This is a genomic window from Arthrobacter sp. A5 (assembly GCF_051131705.1).
Classification (GTDB): Bacteria; Actinomycetota; Actinomycetes; order Actinomycetales; family Micrococcaceae; genus Arthrobacter_M.
The window spans coordinates 3,209,374-3,225,960 of sequence record NZ_CP180316.1; the positions used below are offsets into that span (position 1 = coordinate 3,209,374).

Consider the following 16,587-nt stretch of genomic DNA (forward strand, 5'->3'; position numbering starts at 1 on the left):
CGCGTCACCGGCACAGTCCGGTATCTGACCGGCAGTCCCGCCGGTAAGAGGCGCAGCTCGCTGGCTAGGTTACGGATGGTGAGGCCATTTCGGTCGCCGGCCTGATGTTCGCATTGCGGTGAAAGACGTTGTCGGGGTCCCAGACGGCCTTAAGCTGTGCGAGCCTGTTGTATTTCTCGGCTCCATAGGAGGCCCGGACGCGCTCATCATCGGCATCGGAGAGGAAATTGACGTAGGTACCGGAGCCCGGGGCCTCGGAGCGCATCGCCGACCAGAAGGTCCGGACCCATTCCCGTTCCTGCGGAAGCATGTCCGGTATCGGACAGCTGGCCGAGATGTTGAATACCCACTTCCCGTTCCGGCTGCCGCCAAAGGCCGTATCGCCGTCGGCCACCCGCGAAAACGCCCCGGTCAGGGGGAAGACGGGGACGAAGGACAGGGGTGAGGCTTTGCGGGGCAGGTGCTCGACGAGAACGTCGATGGCTTCGTCGCTGAGGTCGTCCAGATATAGCGCCTTCTCGTAGGAGTAGGCACCCCAAGGGGCGCTTTCGTCGAACATGTGCCATTGTGGTGCCGGGGTCATTTGCCGGAACGGCTCGAGGGCCTTTTCGTGCTCCTCCGCCGTACCCCAATTGGCCACAACCAGGGCAAACCCCGGCTGGCCCTGGTACTCCGGCGGGACGAACGGAGCGGGGGGAGCACTGAAGCCCGCGATCAGGTAGCCCATATCATCCGGCAGCGTCGCCCCCAGATCCCGGCTGAACCGCAGGCCGTCGCGGCCGTGCTCGGGATCCCAGAAGAACATTGCCACGTTGGCCAGGGGCGGGACCTCATGGAGCGCAAATTCGAAGGTGGTGACGATGCCGAAATTGCCGCCGCCCCCACGCAGCGCCCAATACAGGTCGGTGTTGCTTTGGGCGGAGGCGGTCACGATGCGCCCGTCCGCGGTTACGACTTCGGCCGAAATGAGGTTGTCGCACGTTAGCCCGGCGCGGGACGTCAGCCAGCCGATGCCTCCGCCCAGAGTCAGACCGGCCACCCCGGTGTGGCTGATGAACCCGCCGGTCACCGCCAGGCCATGCTGCTGGGTGGCCCCGTCCAGCTGCTCCCAGGTGGTGCCGGCACCACAGCGAGCCCGCCGCGCCTGCGGATCCACGCTCACCGTGTCCATCGTGCCCAGATGGATCATCAGGCCACCGTCACCGACCCCGTGGCCGGCATAGCTGTGCCCGCCGCCGCGGACCGACAATTCCAGTCCTTCGGCGCGGGCGAAGGTAATGGCCTCGGCCACCTGTGCCGGTGTCGCGGGCCGGACGACGACTGCTGGTCTGCGGTCGATGTCGCCATTCCACACCGACCGGGCGCCGTCATAACCGGCGTCGCCGGAGACCATAACCTCTCCCCCGAACGACGCGCGAAGAGCGGAAATTGCGTTCTCAGAAACAGGCATGGTTGTCCTCCTGCGGTATGTGATATCAGGAGCGCACACCCCTGCAGCGCCCACTGGACCTACAGTTGCCGTACGTAATATGTTGGGGCTTCGCAAGGGTGGAAATGTTGGAAACGGAGCATGGTTCCGGCGAGCGAGCGGATCTGATGGCAGCGTCGGACCGGCATCTGGGGGTTCCTGCGCTTCACCGTCCGCGGGCTCACCGACGAGCAGGCGGCCACAACGGACGACACCGTTGCCAAGAGCATGGGACCACCTGAATGTGTCAATAAACATCACTATGCGGCCGCGCACCTTGTCGGTGGTCGTCCCGCAAGACGACTACTGAAACTGACACACCGGCCACCCCAGGGACCTAAATGAACTTTGTCAGAGCTTCGACATACGATGTTCAGTGAACCAATTGAAGCCATTGGAGCGCGGCCGTGGATTATTTTTCGATCAACTCCCTGCGTGAGACCCACGCCGGATGGTCGCTGCTGCGCGCCCAAAACGCACCGCTCGCGCTGACGTTCTTCATAACCGCCTTCACCGGCCCCAACGAGCGAAACCTTGGCCGCCAGGACCTGATCGACGTCCTGGATGACGTCCTGTTCAGCCTGCGGGATTCCCTCGGCGAGGATAAGTTCCCGCGCTCCGCGGGCGAGTACCTGGACGACTGGGCCGAGCCGGACAAGGCGTGGCTGCGGAAGTTTTACGCGGACAACCGGGACGAACCCGTCTACGACCTCACCGCGGCCACCGAGGACGTGATCCGGTGGGTGGAGGCCCTGCGCGGTCGGGACTTCGTGCCAACGCAGTCGCGGCTCTCCAGCATCTTCAACCTGCTGAAAACACTGGTCCACGGTTCGGAAACGGATCCTGAGGCCCGGCTTGCGGAACTGCAGCGCCAACGCGATGACATTGACGCTCAGATGGAACAAATACGCTCCGGCGAGATCCCCGTCATGAGCGGGCCCGAGGCTGTGGACCACTTCCACCAGCTGACCACCCAGGCCAAAGACCTGCTGGCGGACTTCCGTGAAGTGGAGCAGAACTTCCGCAAGCTGGACCGCAACCTGCGGGAACAAATCTCCATGTGGGAGGGCAGCCAGGGCGACCTCCTGGAGTCGATCTTCTCGTCCCAGCAGGACATCAGCGGATCATTGCAGGGCCGGACGTTCCAGGGCTTTTGGGATTACCTGATGTCCCCGCAGCTCCGCTCAGAGCTGCGGGACCTGCTGGAGCGGGCCACCCGGATCGAGGCCCTGGCCAAGCAGGACGGCCTCTACTCGATCACCGGCATGCAGACGGACTGGCTCCCGGCGGTCGAACAGACCCAGGCCACCGTGCGGCAGCTGTCCGCGCAGATCCGAAGACTGCTGGACGACAAGGTCTTCCTGGAAAACAAGCGAATCATGCAGTTGATCCGCAGCATCGAGTCAAGCGCCGTCGCCGTCCGCGGCAAGCCGCCGTCGGGCCCGTTCGCCGAACTGCCCGGCCATGACGTCCCGGTCGCTCTCCCCTTCGAGCGCCCCCTCTACGAGCCCAGCCGACAGGTGGCGATCAACGACGTCGTATCCGTCGCCGAGGACCTCGACTTGGACGCCAACGCGCTGTTTGACCAATTCCATGTGGATCCGCAGCGGCTCGAAACCAACATTGACGCGGTGCTGGTCGACGCCGCGCAGGCCACGCTGGCGGACATCACTGACGCCTTCCCGCTCAGCCAGGGCCTGGCCGAACTCGTCACGTACTTCCAGCTGGCCACCGAATCCACGTGGGCAACCATCAACTCGGACAAATCACAAACGCTTGCCTGGACGCTGCCGGACGGCAGCCTCCGCGAGGCAACCGTCGACCAAATCATCTTCGTGAGGCCATCATGAGCACAGCCCCCGCCGAAACAATTAAAACCAGGACGATAACCCCGGACGGTCTTCCCTTGGTTGTCACCAGGCTGTTCAAGGGCGTCGTCTACCGCGAGGCCGACGAAAAACTGTGGCAGTCACTCATGGAGCTCTCCGCGCAGACCCGCGACTACGTTGCCGTGCTGGGCCTGGAACTGGTCCTGGACGATACCGAGGGTTACGCGTTCCTGCGCTCCAGCCCGGCCGCCGACGCCGATTTGCCGCGTCTCATCCCCCGCCGCCAGCTGACCTTCCACGTCAGCCTGCTGCTGGCCCTGCTGCGTGCCCGGCTGGCCGAGTTTGACCAGCAAAACAGCGAAACCCGGCTGATCATGACGGCGGACCAGATCGGCGACATGGTCTCTGTCTTCCTGCCCGAATCCAGCAACGAGGCCCGCGTGCTGGACCAGCTGGCCACCAACATCAAGAAGGTCACCGAGCTGGGATTCCTGCGCAAACTGCGCGGCGCGGACCAAACCTATGAGGTGGCTCGGATCATCAAGGCCTATGTGGACGCCCAGTGGCTGGAAGAATTCGATTCCCGGCTCGCCGACTATCGATCCGCTCTCGCAGACGACAAAGCAGCAGGGAACAAGACCGAAGTGGACAAAGCATGAGTACCCAGACCCAGCCCGGGCTCTTCAGCCTGGATGACCTGACCGAGGACGACACCGGCACCCGGCCGGGCTTTCGGCTGCACCGTCTAGAGCTGCTGAACTGGGGAACGTTCAACAAGAACGTGCGCACCTTCCGGCTCGACGGCGAAAACAGCCTGCTGACAGGCGACATTGGCTCCGGCAAATCCACCGTGGTCGACGCCATCACCACCTTGCTGCTGCCCGCCAACAGGATCGAATACAACAAGGCCGCCGGTGCGCAAAAGAAGGAACGCAGCCTCATGTCCTACGTGCGCGGCTTCCACAAGAGTGCGCGCAGCGGCATCGGCGACACGTCCCGCCCGGTCGCATTGCGCGGCCCCGGCACCTTCACCGTGGTGCTGGGTGTCTTCCACAACGCCGCGCTGGGAAAGTCCATCTCCCTGGCCATCACGCTCTGGGCCACTCAGGAGGCCGGCCAGCCCACGCGCTTCTACTCCATCGCCGAGGGCGAGCAGTCCATCAAGGCCGACTTCTCCGACTTCGGCACCGACCTGGCCAAGCTGAAGCGGCGCCTGCGGAATGACGGCGTCGCGGTCTTCGACGTCTTTGAAAAGTATGCCGCCTCGTTCAAGCGCCACTTCGGCATTGGCTCGGCTCAGGCCATGGACCTGTTCCACCGCACCGTGTCCATGAAGCAGGTGGAGAACATCACCCACTTTGTGCGCACTAACATGCTGGAGGAGGACGATGTTGAAACCCGCATCAAGAACCTGCTGCACCACTTTGACGACCTGAAGAAGGCCCACGACGCCGTCCTGCGGGCCAAGGACCACATCCGGATGCTCGAACCCATCCGCGACAACGCAGCCCGCCACCACGCCCTGACCGTGGACTACGACCGCGCCCACGAGCAGCGCGAACAGCTGTCGCCCTGGGTCACCACGAAGAAGCTGCAGCTCAGCAAGGCCCACCTGCAGGAGCTGGAACGCACCGCGGCCCGGGTGACCGATGAGCAGACCACGTTGACCGCAGAAGTGGGCCGGCTGGGTCGGGAACTCGCCGATCTCCGGGACGATATCCGCAACAGCGGAGGCGGCCGGATCGCGGCCATCGAGGCCGATCTGGCACGCCTGGCCATCGAGTCCGGCGCCCAGCGCGAACGCTACAACACCTACGTGGAGGCGGCCACCGTCCTTGGCCTGTTCGCCCCGGATGACCAAGTGGTCTTCGACGCCAACGCCGCGGCCCTTCCCGGCGTCGAGAAGGAGCTCGCCGCGGACAACTCGGAGCTTCAGGGGCAGCGCACAGCGCTTGACCGGCAGCGGTCGGACGCCGCCGAGCAGGTCAGGGAGCATTCAGAAGAACTGAAAAGCCTGCTGAACAGGCAAAACCTGCTCCCCGGATGGCTGATCCAGTTGCGCCAAAAACTCTGCGCCGGGACGGGCATCGCCGAAACGGATCTGCCGTTTGCTGGCGAATTGCTGCGCGTGCGCGAGTCCGAAGCGGCGTGGGAAGGCGCCGCGGAGCGTACCCTGCACGGCTTTGCGCTGTCGCTGCTGGTGACCAGCGACCACTACCCGGCCGTCAGCGATTGGGTGGACGCCAACAACCTGCGCGCCCGGCTGGTCTACCTGAAGGTCGGCGACAACCAGGCACCACGCCCCGCCGCCCCGGACACCCTGGCCGGCAAGATCAGCATCAAGCCGGGCACGCCCCTGCGCGAGTTCCTGCTGGATGAGTTGGGCCGCCGCTTTGACCACCAGTGCTGCGCAAACATGGCCGAGTTCCGGCGCTACCCCAAGGCCCTGACCATCAACGGTCAGCTCAAGAGCGGCGGCGGCCGCCACGAAAAGGACGACCGCAAGGCGCTCACGGACCGTTCCAGCTACGTCCTGGGCTGGGACAACCATGACAAAATTGCCCGCCTGCGCTCCGCCCTGGAAGAAGCCGAAGGCAAGGTGCACACCGCCGGGGACGGGCTTGTCCGCATCGACGCGAAGTTGGGCAATCTGGGACGCTCGCAACGGCTCATCGGCACCATCGCCGCCGTCGCCAATTTCGCCGGACTGAACTGGCGGGCGACGGCGCGGACCATGGCGGATCTGGCGGAGGAGAAATCCCAGCTGGAGTCCTCCAGCGACATCCTGCGCGACCTCACCGCCCGGGAAGCCGCAGCCGCGGCCCGTTTGGACAAGGCCAACGGCAGGCTGACTGCCGTGCACGAGCGCATCGGAACCAACAAGGCCGCCGTCAAGGATATCACCGAGCAGATAGGCGACTGCTGTGAATCGCTGGCCGAGACTGCGCTGACGGACGACGCCGACCTGCTGGCTGAGCTGGGCAGGCTCACCGAAGCCGCACTTGAGTCCGGTGTATTGACGTACAAGAACACGGCGAAAATTGAGAGCAAGGTCCGGGACAAGCTCACCGGCACCATTGATGCGCTGAACAAGCAGGTGTTCCGCGCGTCCGAAACGACCATTAAGTTCATGGCCGATTTCCGAAACAAGTACCCGGCCGAGACCACGGATCTGGACGCCTCGCTGGAGGCCGCCGGCGAGTTCAACAAGATCCTTCAACAGTTGGTGGACAATGATCTCCCCCGGTTTGCCGAGCGGTTCAAGGAATCCCTGACCCAAAACACAATCCATGAAATTGTGGCCTTCAACGCGTTCCTCGACGCCCGCAAGCAGGACATTGTCTCCCGCATCGGCGAAATCAACGAGTCCCTGGCCCGGATTGAGTACAACCCTGGGCGGCACATCCAGCTGGAACCGCAGGCGACGTCCGATGCCGAGGTGCGGGAGTTCGGCATGGACCTGCGGGCCTGTTCGGAAGGGACCATAGGCGCGCAGGAACAGTATTCCGAGCAAAAGTTCCTGCAGGTCGAAAGCCTGGTGGAGCGCTTCCGCGGCCGGCCCGGGCTGACCAACCTGGATGAGCGGTGGACCGCCAAGGTCACCGACGTGCGCAACTGGTTCACCTTCTCCGCGTCGGAGCGGTGGACGGAAACCGGCGAGGAGCACGAGCACTTCACCGATTCCGGCGGCAAGTCCGGCGGGCAAAAGGAAAAGCTGGCGTACACCATCCTGGCCGCGGCGCTGGCGTTCCAGTTCGGCATCGCCGCGGGCCCGGGCGCCGGCCGCAGCTTCCGGTTTGTGGTGATTGATGAGGCGTTCGGGCGGGGATCGGATGAGTCCGCAAAGTACGGCCTGGAACTGTTCAAGCGCCTCAAGCTCCAGCTGCTCATTGTCACGCCGCTGCAAAAGATCCACGTCATCGAACCGTTCGTGGCCAACGTGGGCTTCGTCGCGAACGAGACCGGCGCGGACTCGCAGCTGCGCAACATGACCATCCATGAATACCGGGCCGAACGGGACAAGCGTGGCCGTTAAGCCGGCAGCACCGGGGTGGACCACGCCGGCGGATGTGCGCACGGCCTCCCTCCGGGTCTGGAACAGCGGCGAGTTGCTGCGCGCTCTGATCCTGCCTTCGGATCTGCACCCCCGGCGTCGTCCGCTGAAGCGCCCGACGGCCACTGCGTTGAGGACGGACTACGCCCGGGCCGCCGCGTGGGCCGAAATGTGGAACCCGGCACCCCGGGGCTGCCAGCTGGAGTACGTGAGCGTGGGTGCCAACACGATCGGCGCCAACACGCTGCCCGGCGCAGCCGTGTTTGCCTCCGCGGCGGACGAGATTGCGTTTCTGGGTCTGGGGCGCGAGGCTGCGCGGTTCGCCGAGCTGGCCCAGCAGGTGGCAGGCCTGGACGTGCGGCTCGACGCGTGGTCTTTGCGGCGGCCGTTGGAACTGCTCAGGCACGGCAACGACGCCCTGACCGCGGCACGAGTGGCCATCTGGCTGGCCGCGAACCCCGCGCCGGGCATGTACTTGCGCCAACTCTCCCTGCCCGGCGTCCACACGAAATTTGTGGAGACGCACCGGCGATTGATCGACGACATGGTGGCAACCCTGGAGCCCGGCCGGCCGCTGGCGGGAAAGAACTACGCCCGGCGGCACGGATTCCTGGCCGCACCGGACCGGGTTCGCCTGCGGTTTCTGGACGCCGCGCAGGCGCCCGTCCCCGGCATGACTGACCTGGAGGTGACGGGCGCGGCTTTCGCATCCCTTGCCGTGGACGTGGACCGGATCATCACCACGGAGAACCTGGCCAACTTCCTGGCGCTCCCGCCGGCACCCCGGACGCTGGCGGTGTTCGGCGGCGGCTACGGCTTCGAGGGGTTACGCGAGGCCGCTTGGCTGCGGGAGACCGAGGTGCTGTACTGGGGCGATCTCGACACCCACGGATTCCACATCCTGGACCAGCTCCGGTCCCACCACCCGCATGTGCGCAGCATCCTGATGGATGAGGAGACACTGCTCGCCCACCGCGATTTTTGGGGGCGAGAGGACACGCCCACCCGTGCAGCGCTGAGCCACCTGACCCCCGCGGAAAGCACGGTCTACGCAGACCTGCAGGCCGGCAGCCACCAGCCGTCGCTCCGGCTGGAGCAGGAACTGCTGCGCTGGGACTACGTCCTGGCGCGGCTTCCCTAGCCGACAGGGTCCCCGGCAGGGCGCCCTCCAACAAGTTCTTAGTGAAGCCCCGTATGTGGCCAGCGTTTGCCAGAATCCCCCGGTGTCCGTGGAGAGTTCCCACTGAGCCGCTCCATGGGCGGCGTGGTAACGGAACCCGACCTGGCCCGGACGGTCATGGCGGCGGACATCTCCGTTAAGTCCACTGCCACCCGTCCGGGAGCGCTTCCCCCACGCACTGCCTGCGCCGCATCCGGTTGGCTCCCCCGATCGTTTCTGACCGGCGTGGTTAGTCCCCCCTGCAGCACTCGCTCATGCTACTCCCAGCATCTACTTAGGAAGCGTTCAGAACAGCAATGTAGCGTGGAGTCAATGCTCTCTGAGTTCACTCGCCATCGTCCACCGGCGGCAGAGTCGGCAAACCCGGCAGCCGCTGCACCGCAGATCGGTGTACTGACCTCGCTCCGGTTTCTTGCCGCCGTGTGGGTGGTGCTGTTCCACCTGCAGTTGATGGGGAATACGTTTCTGGGACCTGTCTTTATGACCTTCCACCGGCTCATCGTCAGCGGCGATCTGGGCGTCGATGTGTTCTTTATCCTCAGCGGCTTCATCATCTCCTACACGTATCTGTTGAGGCTAGGACCCAAGCTCAACTGGCCCGGTTACCGTGATTTCGTCTGGGCGCGGTTCGCCCGGATGTGGCCGGCCTTTGCGCTGGTGGTCGGTCTGCTGGGTCTGTGGTTCGTGCTGGGCACGGTGCAGCACTCGGTGTTGGACTGGTCCCTGCAGGCCCGCGCGCCCGACCTCTCCGCCTGGGGCCTGGCGAAGCAGTTGTTGATGATCCACCTATGGTTCCAGCCGTTCAGCGACGGGGCCAGTTGGTTTGGTCCGGGCTGGACCGTCAGCGCGGAATGGCTGGCCTATTTGGCGTTTCCCGTCGCGGCATTGGGACTCTACCGCCTGCGCCTCCTGCACCCGGTTCCCGCGCTGGCCTCATCTCTGCTGCTGATGCTGCCGATCGCGCTGATCGGTCCGGGCCAGTTGGTCGACACGGGCCGGCCGTATCCCTACAGCTGGCTGGTCCGGATTCTCTGCTGCTTTTTAGCCGGCGCTTTCGCGTTCCTGGCGGCGCGGAACAGCGACCGGTTCGCATCCCGCCCCGCGCTGGCCGGACCGGCTGCCGTGATCGGCATCCTCGTAGTGGTGGCCTTTTTACTGGCGGTCCCGGCCCCGGGACACGGCAAAGTGGTGGTACTGGTCTTTCCCGCGCTGCTGGCACTGCTCAGTCTGGTCCGGGGCCGGGCGCGTGCGGCACTCTGCCATCCCTGGCTGTTGGCGGGTGGCCGGGCGTCCTACAGCCTGTATCTGGTGCACATGGCCTTCATCTACCTCTACCACTGGCTGACCGTGGAAGTGCTGCCCTCCGCAGGTCAGCTGGTCCGGAATGTCCTGGCGGTGGCGACCCTGGGCGGCATGGCGCTGGCCACCTATTTGCTGTTCAGCTATGTGGAAGAGCCTGCCCGCAAACGTCTACGGGCGGTGTTCTCGCGCACCGTCGCCCCGGCCACGGCGGGCTGATCCGCGCTCCGGTCGCATAGCGGACTATCGCCGGTCGCGCCCGCCCCGGTAACGCCGTCGAACGTTATTCAGCATCGTCGTCGGCGGACAGACCCCGGATCCCGGACACTTCCTCACCCAGCACACGGATCAAAGTCCGATTGTCCCCGGCCTGGACGCTGGACCCATGCGTAATCTCTGGGTGACCACAGCTCCGTGCTGAGAACGCCTGCTACGCGCGGACCAACCCGACAACCTCGGCAAGCAGCTCGTAGGAACGCAGCCAGTTCTCGACACCGCTGGCCTGGGTGGCCACGATCAGTTCATCGGCCTGGGCCAGTTCCGTAAAGTCGTCCAGATACTTCTTCACCTGTACGGGGGTTCCGACGGCGGAGTACCGGGCCATCTGCAGCACCTGCTGCCCCGCCGGGGATTCGAGCAGCAGGTCTGCCTCCTCGGGAGTAAACGTCCGGCCCTGGCCAACCATTTGGGAAATCCGGGCGCGCTTCCCCTCCAGGAACTGCTGCTGCGCATCTTCCTCGGTATCGGCGGCAATCACGTTCACACCCGCAATCACGTAGGGCTCCGAGAGCTGTTCGGACGGCTGGAACTCGCGACGGTAGATCTTCACGGCGTCCTCCAGTGCACTCGGGGCAAAATGCGAGGCAAAGGAATACGGCAGCCCAAGCGCGGCGGCCAGTTTCGCACCGAATAGGGAGGATCCGAGAATGTACAGCGGCACGTTGGTGCCCTTGCCCGGGATGGCGTTAATGCCGGGAATGCGGGTGTTTCCGGTCAGGTATCCCTGCAGTTCCATCACATCCTGCGGAAAGCTGTCCGAGGACATCGGATCCCGGCGCAAGGCGTGCATGGTCTTCTGGTCGCTGCCGGGAGCGCGGCCAAGTCCCAGGTCAATGCGCCCGGCGTGCAGGGTTTCCAGGGTTCCAAATTGCTCGGCGATGGTCAGCGGAGCGTGGTTGGGCAGCATGATGCCACCGGCGCCAAGGCGGATGGTGTTGGTGTGCGCCGCAACGTGGGCGATCAGAACGCTCGTGGCGGAGGAGGCAATGGTGGGCATGTTGTGGTGTTCCGCATACCAGATGCGCCGGTAGCCCCACTCCTCAGCTCGCTGCGCCAGCGCGACACTGGCCTTAAAGCTCTCGGCTGCTTCGCCCCGTCCAATATGTGCCAGATCAAGGATGGAGAGGGGAACAGTCATGGGGATGAGGCCTTTCATTGCGGGGAAAATGCACGCCGGCTGGGCCGGCTCGACTCTCTAGTGCCAACCGCGGGCGGCCTGTGCTTATTTCACCGTGCTTGTTTCACCGTGCTTATTTCACCCGTGCTTATTTCACCCCGGCCAGCGCCGCGAGTCCTGCCAGGGATCAGGCCACAGCGACGAGGCCATTCCGGCAGCTTCCAGCACTAGATTGGCGTCCAAGGGCGTCGACGTTTCCAGGACGCCCTGTCCGGCCACGCACAGACAAAACGCAGCCGACCCGCGGTCGGCAGGGGCCAGATCCCGAACTCCCGGGTCCAAGTATCCGCATACGGAACGGGCCGTCCCATGCCATCTATCACCGGCGTCGAGACCGGGGGCTCCAACGGCGCCTCATGCCGGTCGTAAGAGTTCCACGGGGACTCGTCGAGGGCTTTCCCGCGGCGCCCGTCAGAGAACTCCATCCCCCAGCGCAGACCACCGGGCCGCACCGCCGCGTTCAGATGCCAAGCGCCTGCAGCTGCCGTTCCGGATCCACCTGACGCACCGCAGCCAGAGCCGTAGCCCGGCCGGCCCGCGTGGCCCATCGTCGATGCCGAAGCGCCGTAGCCAACCAGCAAGACGCGCGGGTCTTTCGCAACCCGGACCACGTCCATCACAATGCCGCCACCCGGTTCGCGCAGCGCACAGGGGTCCTGCCCGTCCGCTGGGGCGGACATCACCACCTGGCACCGTTTCTGCTGCCCAATCGGGCACGGAGTGCGTCCGCTGCAGGACGGCAGGGACACCCTCGGGGCGCCGCGAACGGACCGTCGCGGCGCCGCGAAGCGAATAACGTCGCCCGCGGGCTAGGCGGTCAGGCCCAGCTGACTCATCCGTCGGGAATGGTTCTTGGTCAGCTGGGCCAGGAGCGTGCTGACCTCGTTGCGGGCGGCTGGAAGTTCGTCCTCGATCATCAGGCCGCGCAGGAAGCTGTGCTCCGTGCCCACGCGCTGGGCCTGTGTCAGGGCTTCCCCCACCAGCCGGCGGCCCCACAACGCCAGCCGGGACGCCAGCCGCGGATCGTCGGCGAGCATTTTCTTCAGCCGATCCTGGAGCAAGGCGCCGGATTCGTCATTTGTCTGGACGGCGTTGATCACCTCACGCGTCTTTTGATCCAGGAATTCGCTGATGGCCCGGTAGAAGTCCCCGGAAATGGCATCGACGACGTATGCCTTCATCAGGGACTCGTACCAGTCGGCGGGCCGGGTGCGGTCGTGGAAGGAATCGATGGACGGCTGGAACGGGCGCATGGCCAGCTCCACGTCCATGTTCATCTCGGCCAGCCGGGCCCTGACAACGTCAAAGTGTTCGAATTCGGTGACGGCCATCCGGCCCAGGGCGGCGCGGTCATGCAGTGTCGGCGAATAGCGGGCATCGGAGGAGAGCCGCTCGAACGCGGACAACTCGCCGTAGGCGATAACGCCCAAGAGATCCACAACAAACTTGTCGTAACGCGCGTTCAGCTCACCTGTGGAGACGTTCGGGGCGGACTCACCCGGCGGGATACTCATAGAAACTAGGGTAGCGGCTCTGTGATAGGTGCAGCCCTGTCCCGGCGCTTCACGGGGCGGCACCACGCGGCGGGGCCTGCGGGCTAGGCTTAGCGGGTGCCTTACTCTCACATTGACGTGCACACCAGCGCCGCCCAGCAGCAGCTTGCCCAGGCGCTGGCGGCCCTGAAGAGCGAATTCAAGCTCCCGGGGCAATTCGAGCAGGACGTGCTGGCGGAAGTCGCGGCGTCGATCGCCTCCCACCGGCTCCCGGATCTGGACCTCACGGCGCGGCCGTTCCTGACCATCGATCCCCCCGGTTCGATGGATCTTGACCAGGCCCTGTTTCTGGAAAAGACGGACTGCCTGGAAAAGACGCACCAGCCCGGGGCCGTCGGCGGCTATCTGGTGCATTACGCCATCGCCGACGTCCCCTCCTTCGTCCCCCCGGGTGGCGCGCTGGACGCGGAAACCCGTTTGCGCGCGCAGACCGTTTATACCCCGGACGGGCGGGTGCCGCTGCATCCGGCGGACATGAGCGAGGGCGCGGCCAGCCTGTTGCCGGATCGGGTGCGCTCGGCGTTCGTCTGGGAGATTGCGCTCAACGACGCGGGTGAGGCGGTTTCGACGACGGTGCGGCGCGCGGCGGTCCGCAGCGTCGCCCGGCTGGATTATGAGCAGGCGCAAGCCATTGTCGACGGCGGCGGGCGGGTCCCGGCAGGAACGACCGGCGACGGCGCCGGCCGGCTCCCGACAGGCACGAACGATGACGCTGCGGTTGCCCGCACGCTTGCGCTGCTCAAGGAAATCGGGCTCAAGCGTATTGCGCTGGAGCACCGGCGGGGAGGGGCCAGCCTGAACGTGCCGAAACAGGAAGTGGAGTTCGACGGCGGACAGTACAGACTGGTCTTTCGTCCCGCCTTACCCATCGAGGACTGGAACGCGCAGATCTCGCTGCTGACCGGCATGGCGGCCGCCGCCCTGATGCTGCAGGCAAAAGTAGGGATTCTGCGCACCATGCCGGAGCCGGACCACGGATCCGTGGACAGGTACCGGCGGCAGACCATCGCACTGAACAAGCCGTGGCCGGCGGAGATGCCTTACGGGGACTATCTGCGGTCGCTGGACACCGCCGACCCCAAGCAGCTGTCCCTGATGCACGCCGCCACCTCGCTGTTCCGCGGAGCCGGCTACACTCCCTTTGACGGAACGACGCCCGAGCGCTCCGTCCAGGCCGCCGTCGCCGCGCCCTACACGCACACGACGGCACCGCTGCGCCGGCTGGTGGACCGTTTTGTGCTGGCCATCTGCGCCGCGCTCAGCGCCGGGGAATCTGTTCCGCAGTGGGCCCGGGACGCGTTGCCTCATCTGCCGGCTATCATGATGGCCTCCGATCAGCAGGCCGCCAAGGTGGACCGGGCCGCGATAGATACCGTCGAAGCCGCCCTGCTGAGCACCCACATCGGCAACGAGTTCGACGCCGTCGTCATCAGCGGGCCTAAGACGAATGGAAACGGCAATGCTCCGCCCAGCCCCAGGAGCACTATCCAGCTCAAGGATCCGGCGGTTTCCGCATACTGCGAAGGTGTGCTGGAGCCCGGAACCAATATCCGCGTCCGGTTACTGCAGGCCGATATCGCCGTCCGGGCCGTGCTGTTCCGGCAGGTCTGAACGCGGCCGGAACGCAGGAAACAAGGGTTTTCCCAGCCTGACCCGCTAGACTGGCAGGGTAGACATGGATGCCCGGTCGTTGATTGATTCCTTTCTGAGTTCAACAAACCCGCCCCTACGCGATCTTATGATGCCGGGCTGCGCGTTCGCAGGAGAACTGCAGCGGCAGCCGGCAAGCAGTTGTTAGCCCGCGATCGGCTTCCGCTGAATGTGCCGCCTTGGCTGGCTCCGTTCGGTCCCTCAAAGGTACCGGCGTCGAGCCTTGGTCTGCGGCACCTGAATAGACGAATTGAACGGTAAGCATTTGAATACTGAGACTGAAACACAGCTGCATGCGGACAATACCGACGACGAACTCACCGTTGAGGCAACGCTGACAACCACCGCGGCGCCGCACCAGGAGGTGGCCCAGACCTTCGCGGACTTCAATGTCCGCGAGGACATTGTGGCCTCGCTGACCGAGGCTGGCATCACCCATCCCTTCCCGATCCAATCCATGACGCTGCCGATCGCGCTGGCAGGCCATGACATCATCGGGCAGGCGAAAACCGGTACCGGCAAGACGCTGGGCTTCGGCATTCCGGCCCTGCAGCGCGTCGTGGCACCCAAGGATCCGGGCTATGACAAGCTCCCCATCCCGGGGGCACCGCAGGCCATGGTGATTGTGCCGACCCGTGAACTCGCGGTCCAGGTTGCCAACGACCTGGCCACGGCATCGCGCCAGCGCGGCGCCCGGATCGTCACCATCTACGGCGGACGGGCCTATGAGCCGCAGATCGAATCCCTGCAGAAGGGCGTCGAGGTGGTGGTCGGCACCCCCGGCCGCCTGATCGATCTGTACAAGCAGAAACACCTCAATCTCAAGAGCGTCAAGATCGTGGTGCTGGACGAGGCCGACGAAATGCTGGACCTGGGCTTCCTGCCCGACGTCGAAACGCTGATTGCCGGCACCCCGGCCGTCCGCCAGACGCTGCTGTTCTCCGCAACCATGCCCGGCGCCGTCGTCGCCATGGCCCGGCGGTACATGACCCAGCCGACGCACATCCGCGCCGCGGACCCGGACGATGAGGGCCTGACCAAGCGCGACATCCGCCAGCTCATCTACCGAGCCCACAGCATGGACAAGGCCGAGGTGGTGGCACGGATCCTGCAGTCCCGCGGCCGCGGCCGGACCATCATCTTCACGAAAACCAAGCGTACCGCCGCCAAGGTGGCCGACGAGCTGGTGGACCGCGGTTTCGCCGCCGCCGCCATCCACGGCGACCTGGGCCAGGGCGCGCGCGAGCAGGCGCTTCGCGCCTTCCGCAACAACAAGGTCGACGTGCTCGTGGCCACCGATGTTGCCGCCCGCGGCATCGACGTCGACGACGTCACGCACGTAATCAATTATCAGTGCGTCGAGGACGAAAAGATCTACCTGCACCGCGTCGGACGCACCGGCCGTGCCGGCAACAAGGGCACCGCGGTGACTTTCGTGGACTGGGATGACATGCCCCGCTGGGCCCTGATCAACAAGGCCCTGGGGCTGAATAGTCCGGAGCCGGTGGAGACGTATTCCTCCTCGCCGCACCTGTACGAGGACCTGGACATCCCCGAGGGCACCAAGGGCCGGTTGCCCCGGAACAAGCGCACACACGCCGGGATCGACGCCGAGGTCCTGGAGGATCTGGGCGAGACGGGCAAGCGAAACGCCGCACCTCGCTCCGGCGGACATGGCGGCCGCTCATCGGACAATGGCCGTTCCGGCGCACGGAGCTCCGGCGGACGCGACGGCGCACGCTCTGCCTCGGACAGCGTCCGTTCCGGCGGCCGCTCATCGGATAACAACCGTTCAGGCGATAACAACCGTTCAGGCGGTCGCGGCTCCGGCGGACGTGAGGGCGCACGCTCAGCACCTGACAGCGCCCGCTCCGGCGGCCGCACGGAAACCGCCGGCGACGGCGGCGCTGAGCGCAGCCGCCGTCGTCCGTCCTCCGACCCGTCCGACGCCGGAACCACCGGTCCCGTCACTGCGCCCACCGGCAACGACGGCGAAGGCACGACCCAGGCGGCCCGCCCGCGCCGCAACCGCAGCCGGACCCGCCGCCGCAACGGCGAGGTTGTGGCCGGCGCCGAGTCGCAGGCAGCCGAGTAGCGC

General features: G+C 65.5%; 11 protein-coding genes. 7 read left to right on the forward strand and 4 right to left on the reverse strand.

Going from position 1 to position 16,587, the window contains the following annotated elements; translation table 11 throughout:
• Positions 1-64 precede the first annotated feature (64 nt).
• On the reverse strand, positions 65-1,450 hold the full coding sequence (locus ACLLJI_RS15080) for an FAD-binding oxidoreductase (RefSeq protein WP_434613811.1): 1,386 nt from the start codon (positions 1,448-1,450) through the stop codon (positions 65-67).
• A 425-nt stretch (positions 1,451-1,875) separates the two neighbouring features.
• On the opposite strand from ACLLJI_RS15080, the gene ACLLJI_RS15085 reads away from it, so the two are divergent.
• The 5 genes from ACLLJI_RS15085 to ACLLJI_RS15105 all read left to right on the forward strand — a co-directional run bounded on the left by ACLLJI_RS15085 (position 1,876) and on the right by ACLLJI_RS15105 (position 10,049).
• Positions 1,876-3,318, forward strand: a complete 1,443-nt coding sequence (locus ACLLJI_RS15085) for a DUF3375 domain-containing protein (RefSeq protein WP_434613814.1) — start codon at positions 1,876-1,878, stop codon at positions 3,316-3,318.
• Positions 3,315-3,956, forward strand: coding sequence for a DUF4194 domain-containing protein (locus ACLLJI_RS15090; RefSeq protein WP_434613817.1), 642 nt, complete (start codon positions 3,315-3,317; stop codon positions 3,954-3,956). The genes ACLLJI_RS15085 and ACLLJI_RS15090 overlap by 4 nt, the downstream gene beginning before the upstream one ends.
• Positions 3,953-7,333 carry an ATP-binding protein gene (locus tag ACLLJI_RS15095; protein WP_434613820.1) on the forward strand — a complete coding sequence of 1,127 codons (3,381 nt, stop codon included), beginning with the start codon at positions 3,953-3,955 and terminating at the stop codon, positions 7,331-7,333. Before ACLLJI_RS15090 ends, ACLLJI_RS15095 begins: the two co-directional genes overlap by 4 nt.
• Positions 7,323-8,492: a Wadjet anti-phage system protein JetD domain-containing protein gene (locus tag ACLLJI_RS15100; protein ID WP_434613823.1), complete on the forward strand. Its 1,170-nt coding sequence runs from the start codon at positions 7,323-7,325 to the stop codon at positions 8,490-8,492. Before ACLLJI_RS15095 ends, ACLLJI_RS15100 begins: the two co-directional genes overlap by 11 nt.
• 351 nt (positions 8,493-8,843) lie before the next feature.
• Complete coding sequence (locus ACLLJI_RS15105) at positions 8,844-10,049, forward strand: acyltransferase family protein (protein ID WP_434613826.1); 1,206 nt, start codon at positions 8,844-8,846, stop codon at positions 10,047-10,049.
• A gap of 211 nt (positions 10,050-10,260) precedes the next feature.
• Here ACLLJI_RS15105 and ACLLJI_RS15110 read toward each other — a convergent pair whose 3' ends face one another.
• From ACLLJI_RS15110 to ACLLJI_RS15120, 3 genes are all read right to left on the reverse strand, one after another.
• Positions 10,261-11,247 carry an LLM class flavin-dependent oxidoreductase gene (locus ACLLJI_RS15110; RefSeq protein WP_434613829.1) on the reverse strand — a complete coding sequence of 329 codons (987 nt, stop codon included), beginning with the start codon at positions 11,245-11,247 and terminating at the stop codon, positions 10,261-10,263.
• Between the two features lie 206 nt (positions 11,248-11,453).
• Positions 11,454-11,966 carry a hypothetical protein gene (locus tag ACLLJI_RS15115; protein WP_434613832.1) on the reverse strand — a complete coding sequence of 171 codons (513 nt, stop codon included), beginning with the start codon at positions 11,964-11,966 and terminating at the stop codon, positions 11,454-11,456.
• 129 nt (positions 11,967-12,095) lie between these two features.
• Positions 12,096-12,800 (reverse strand): ferritin-like fold-containing protein, encoded by a 705-nt coding sequence (locus ACLLJI_RS15120; protein ID WP_434613835.1) that lies wholly within the window; start codon positions 12,798-12,800, stop codon positions 12,096-12,098.
• Positions 12,801-12,896: 96 nt separating this feature from the next.
• On the opposite strand from ACLLJI_RS15120, the gene ACLLJI_RS15125 reads away from it, so the two are divergent.
• Together ACLLJI_RS15125 and ACLLJI_RS15130 are read left to right on the forward strand one after the other, a co-directional pair.
• Positions 12,897-14,450 (forward strand): RNB domain-containing ribonuclease, encoded by a 1,554-nt coding sequence (locus tag ACLLJI_RS15125; RefSeq protein ID WP_434613838.1) that lies wholly within the window; start codon positions 12,897-12,899, stop codon positions 14,448-14,450.
• A 304-nt stretch (positions 14,451-14,754) separates the two neighbouring features.
• Positions 14,755-16,584: a DEAD/DEAH box helicase gene (locus ACLLJI_RS15130; RefSeq protein ID WP_434613841.1), complete on the forward strand. Its 1,830-nt coding sequence runs from the start codon at positions 14,755-14,757 to the stop codon at positions 16,582-16,584.
• Positions 16,585-16,587 lie beyond the last annotated feature (3 nt).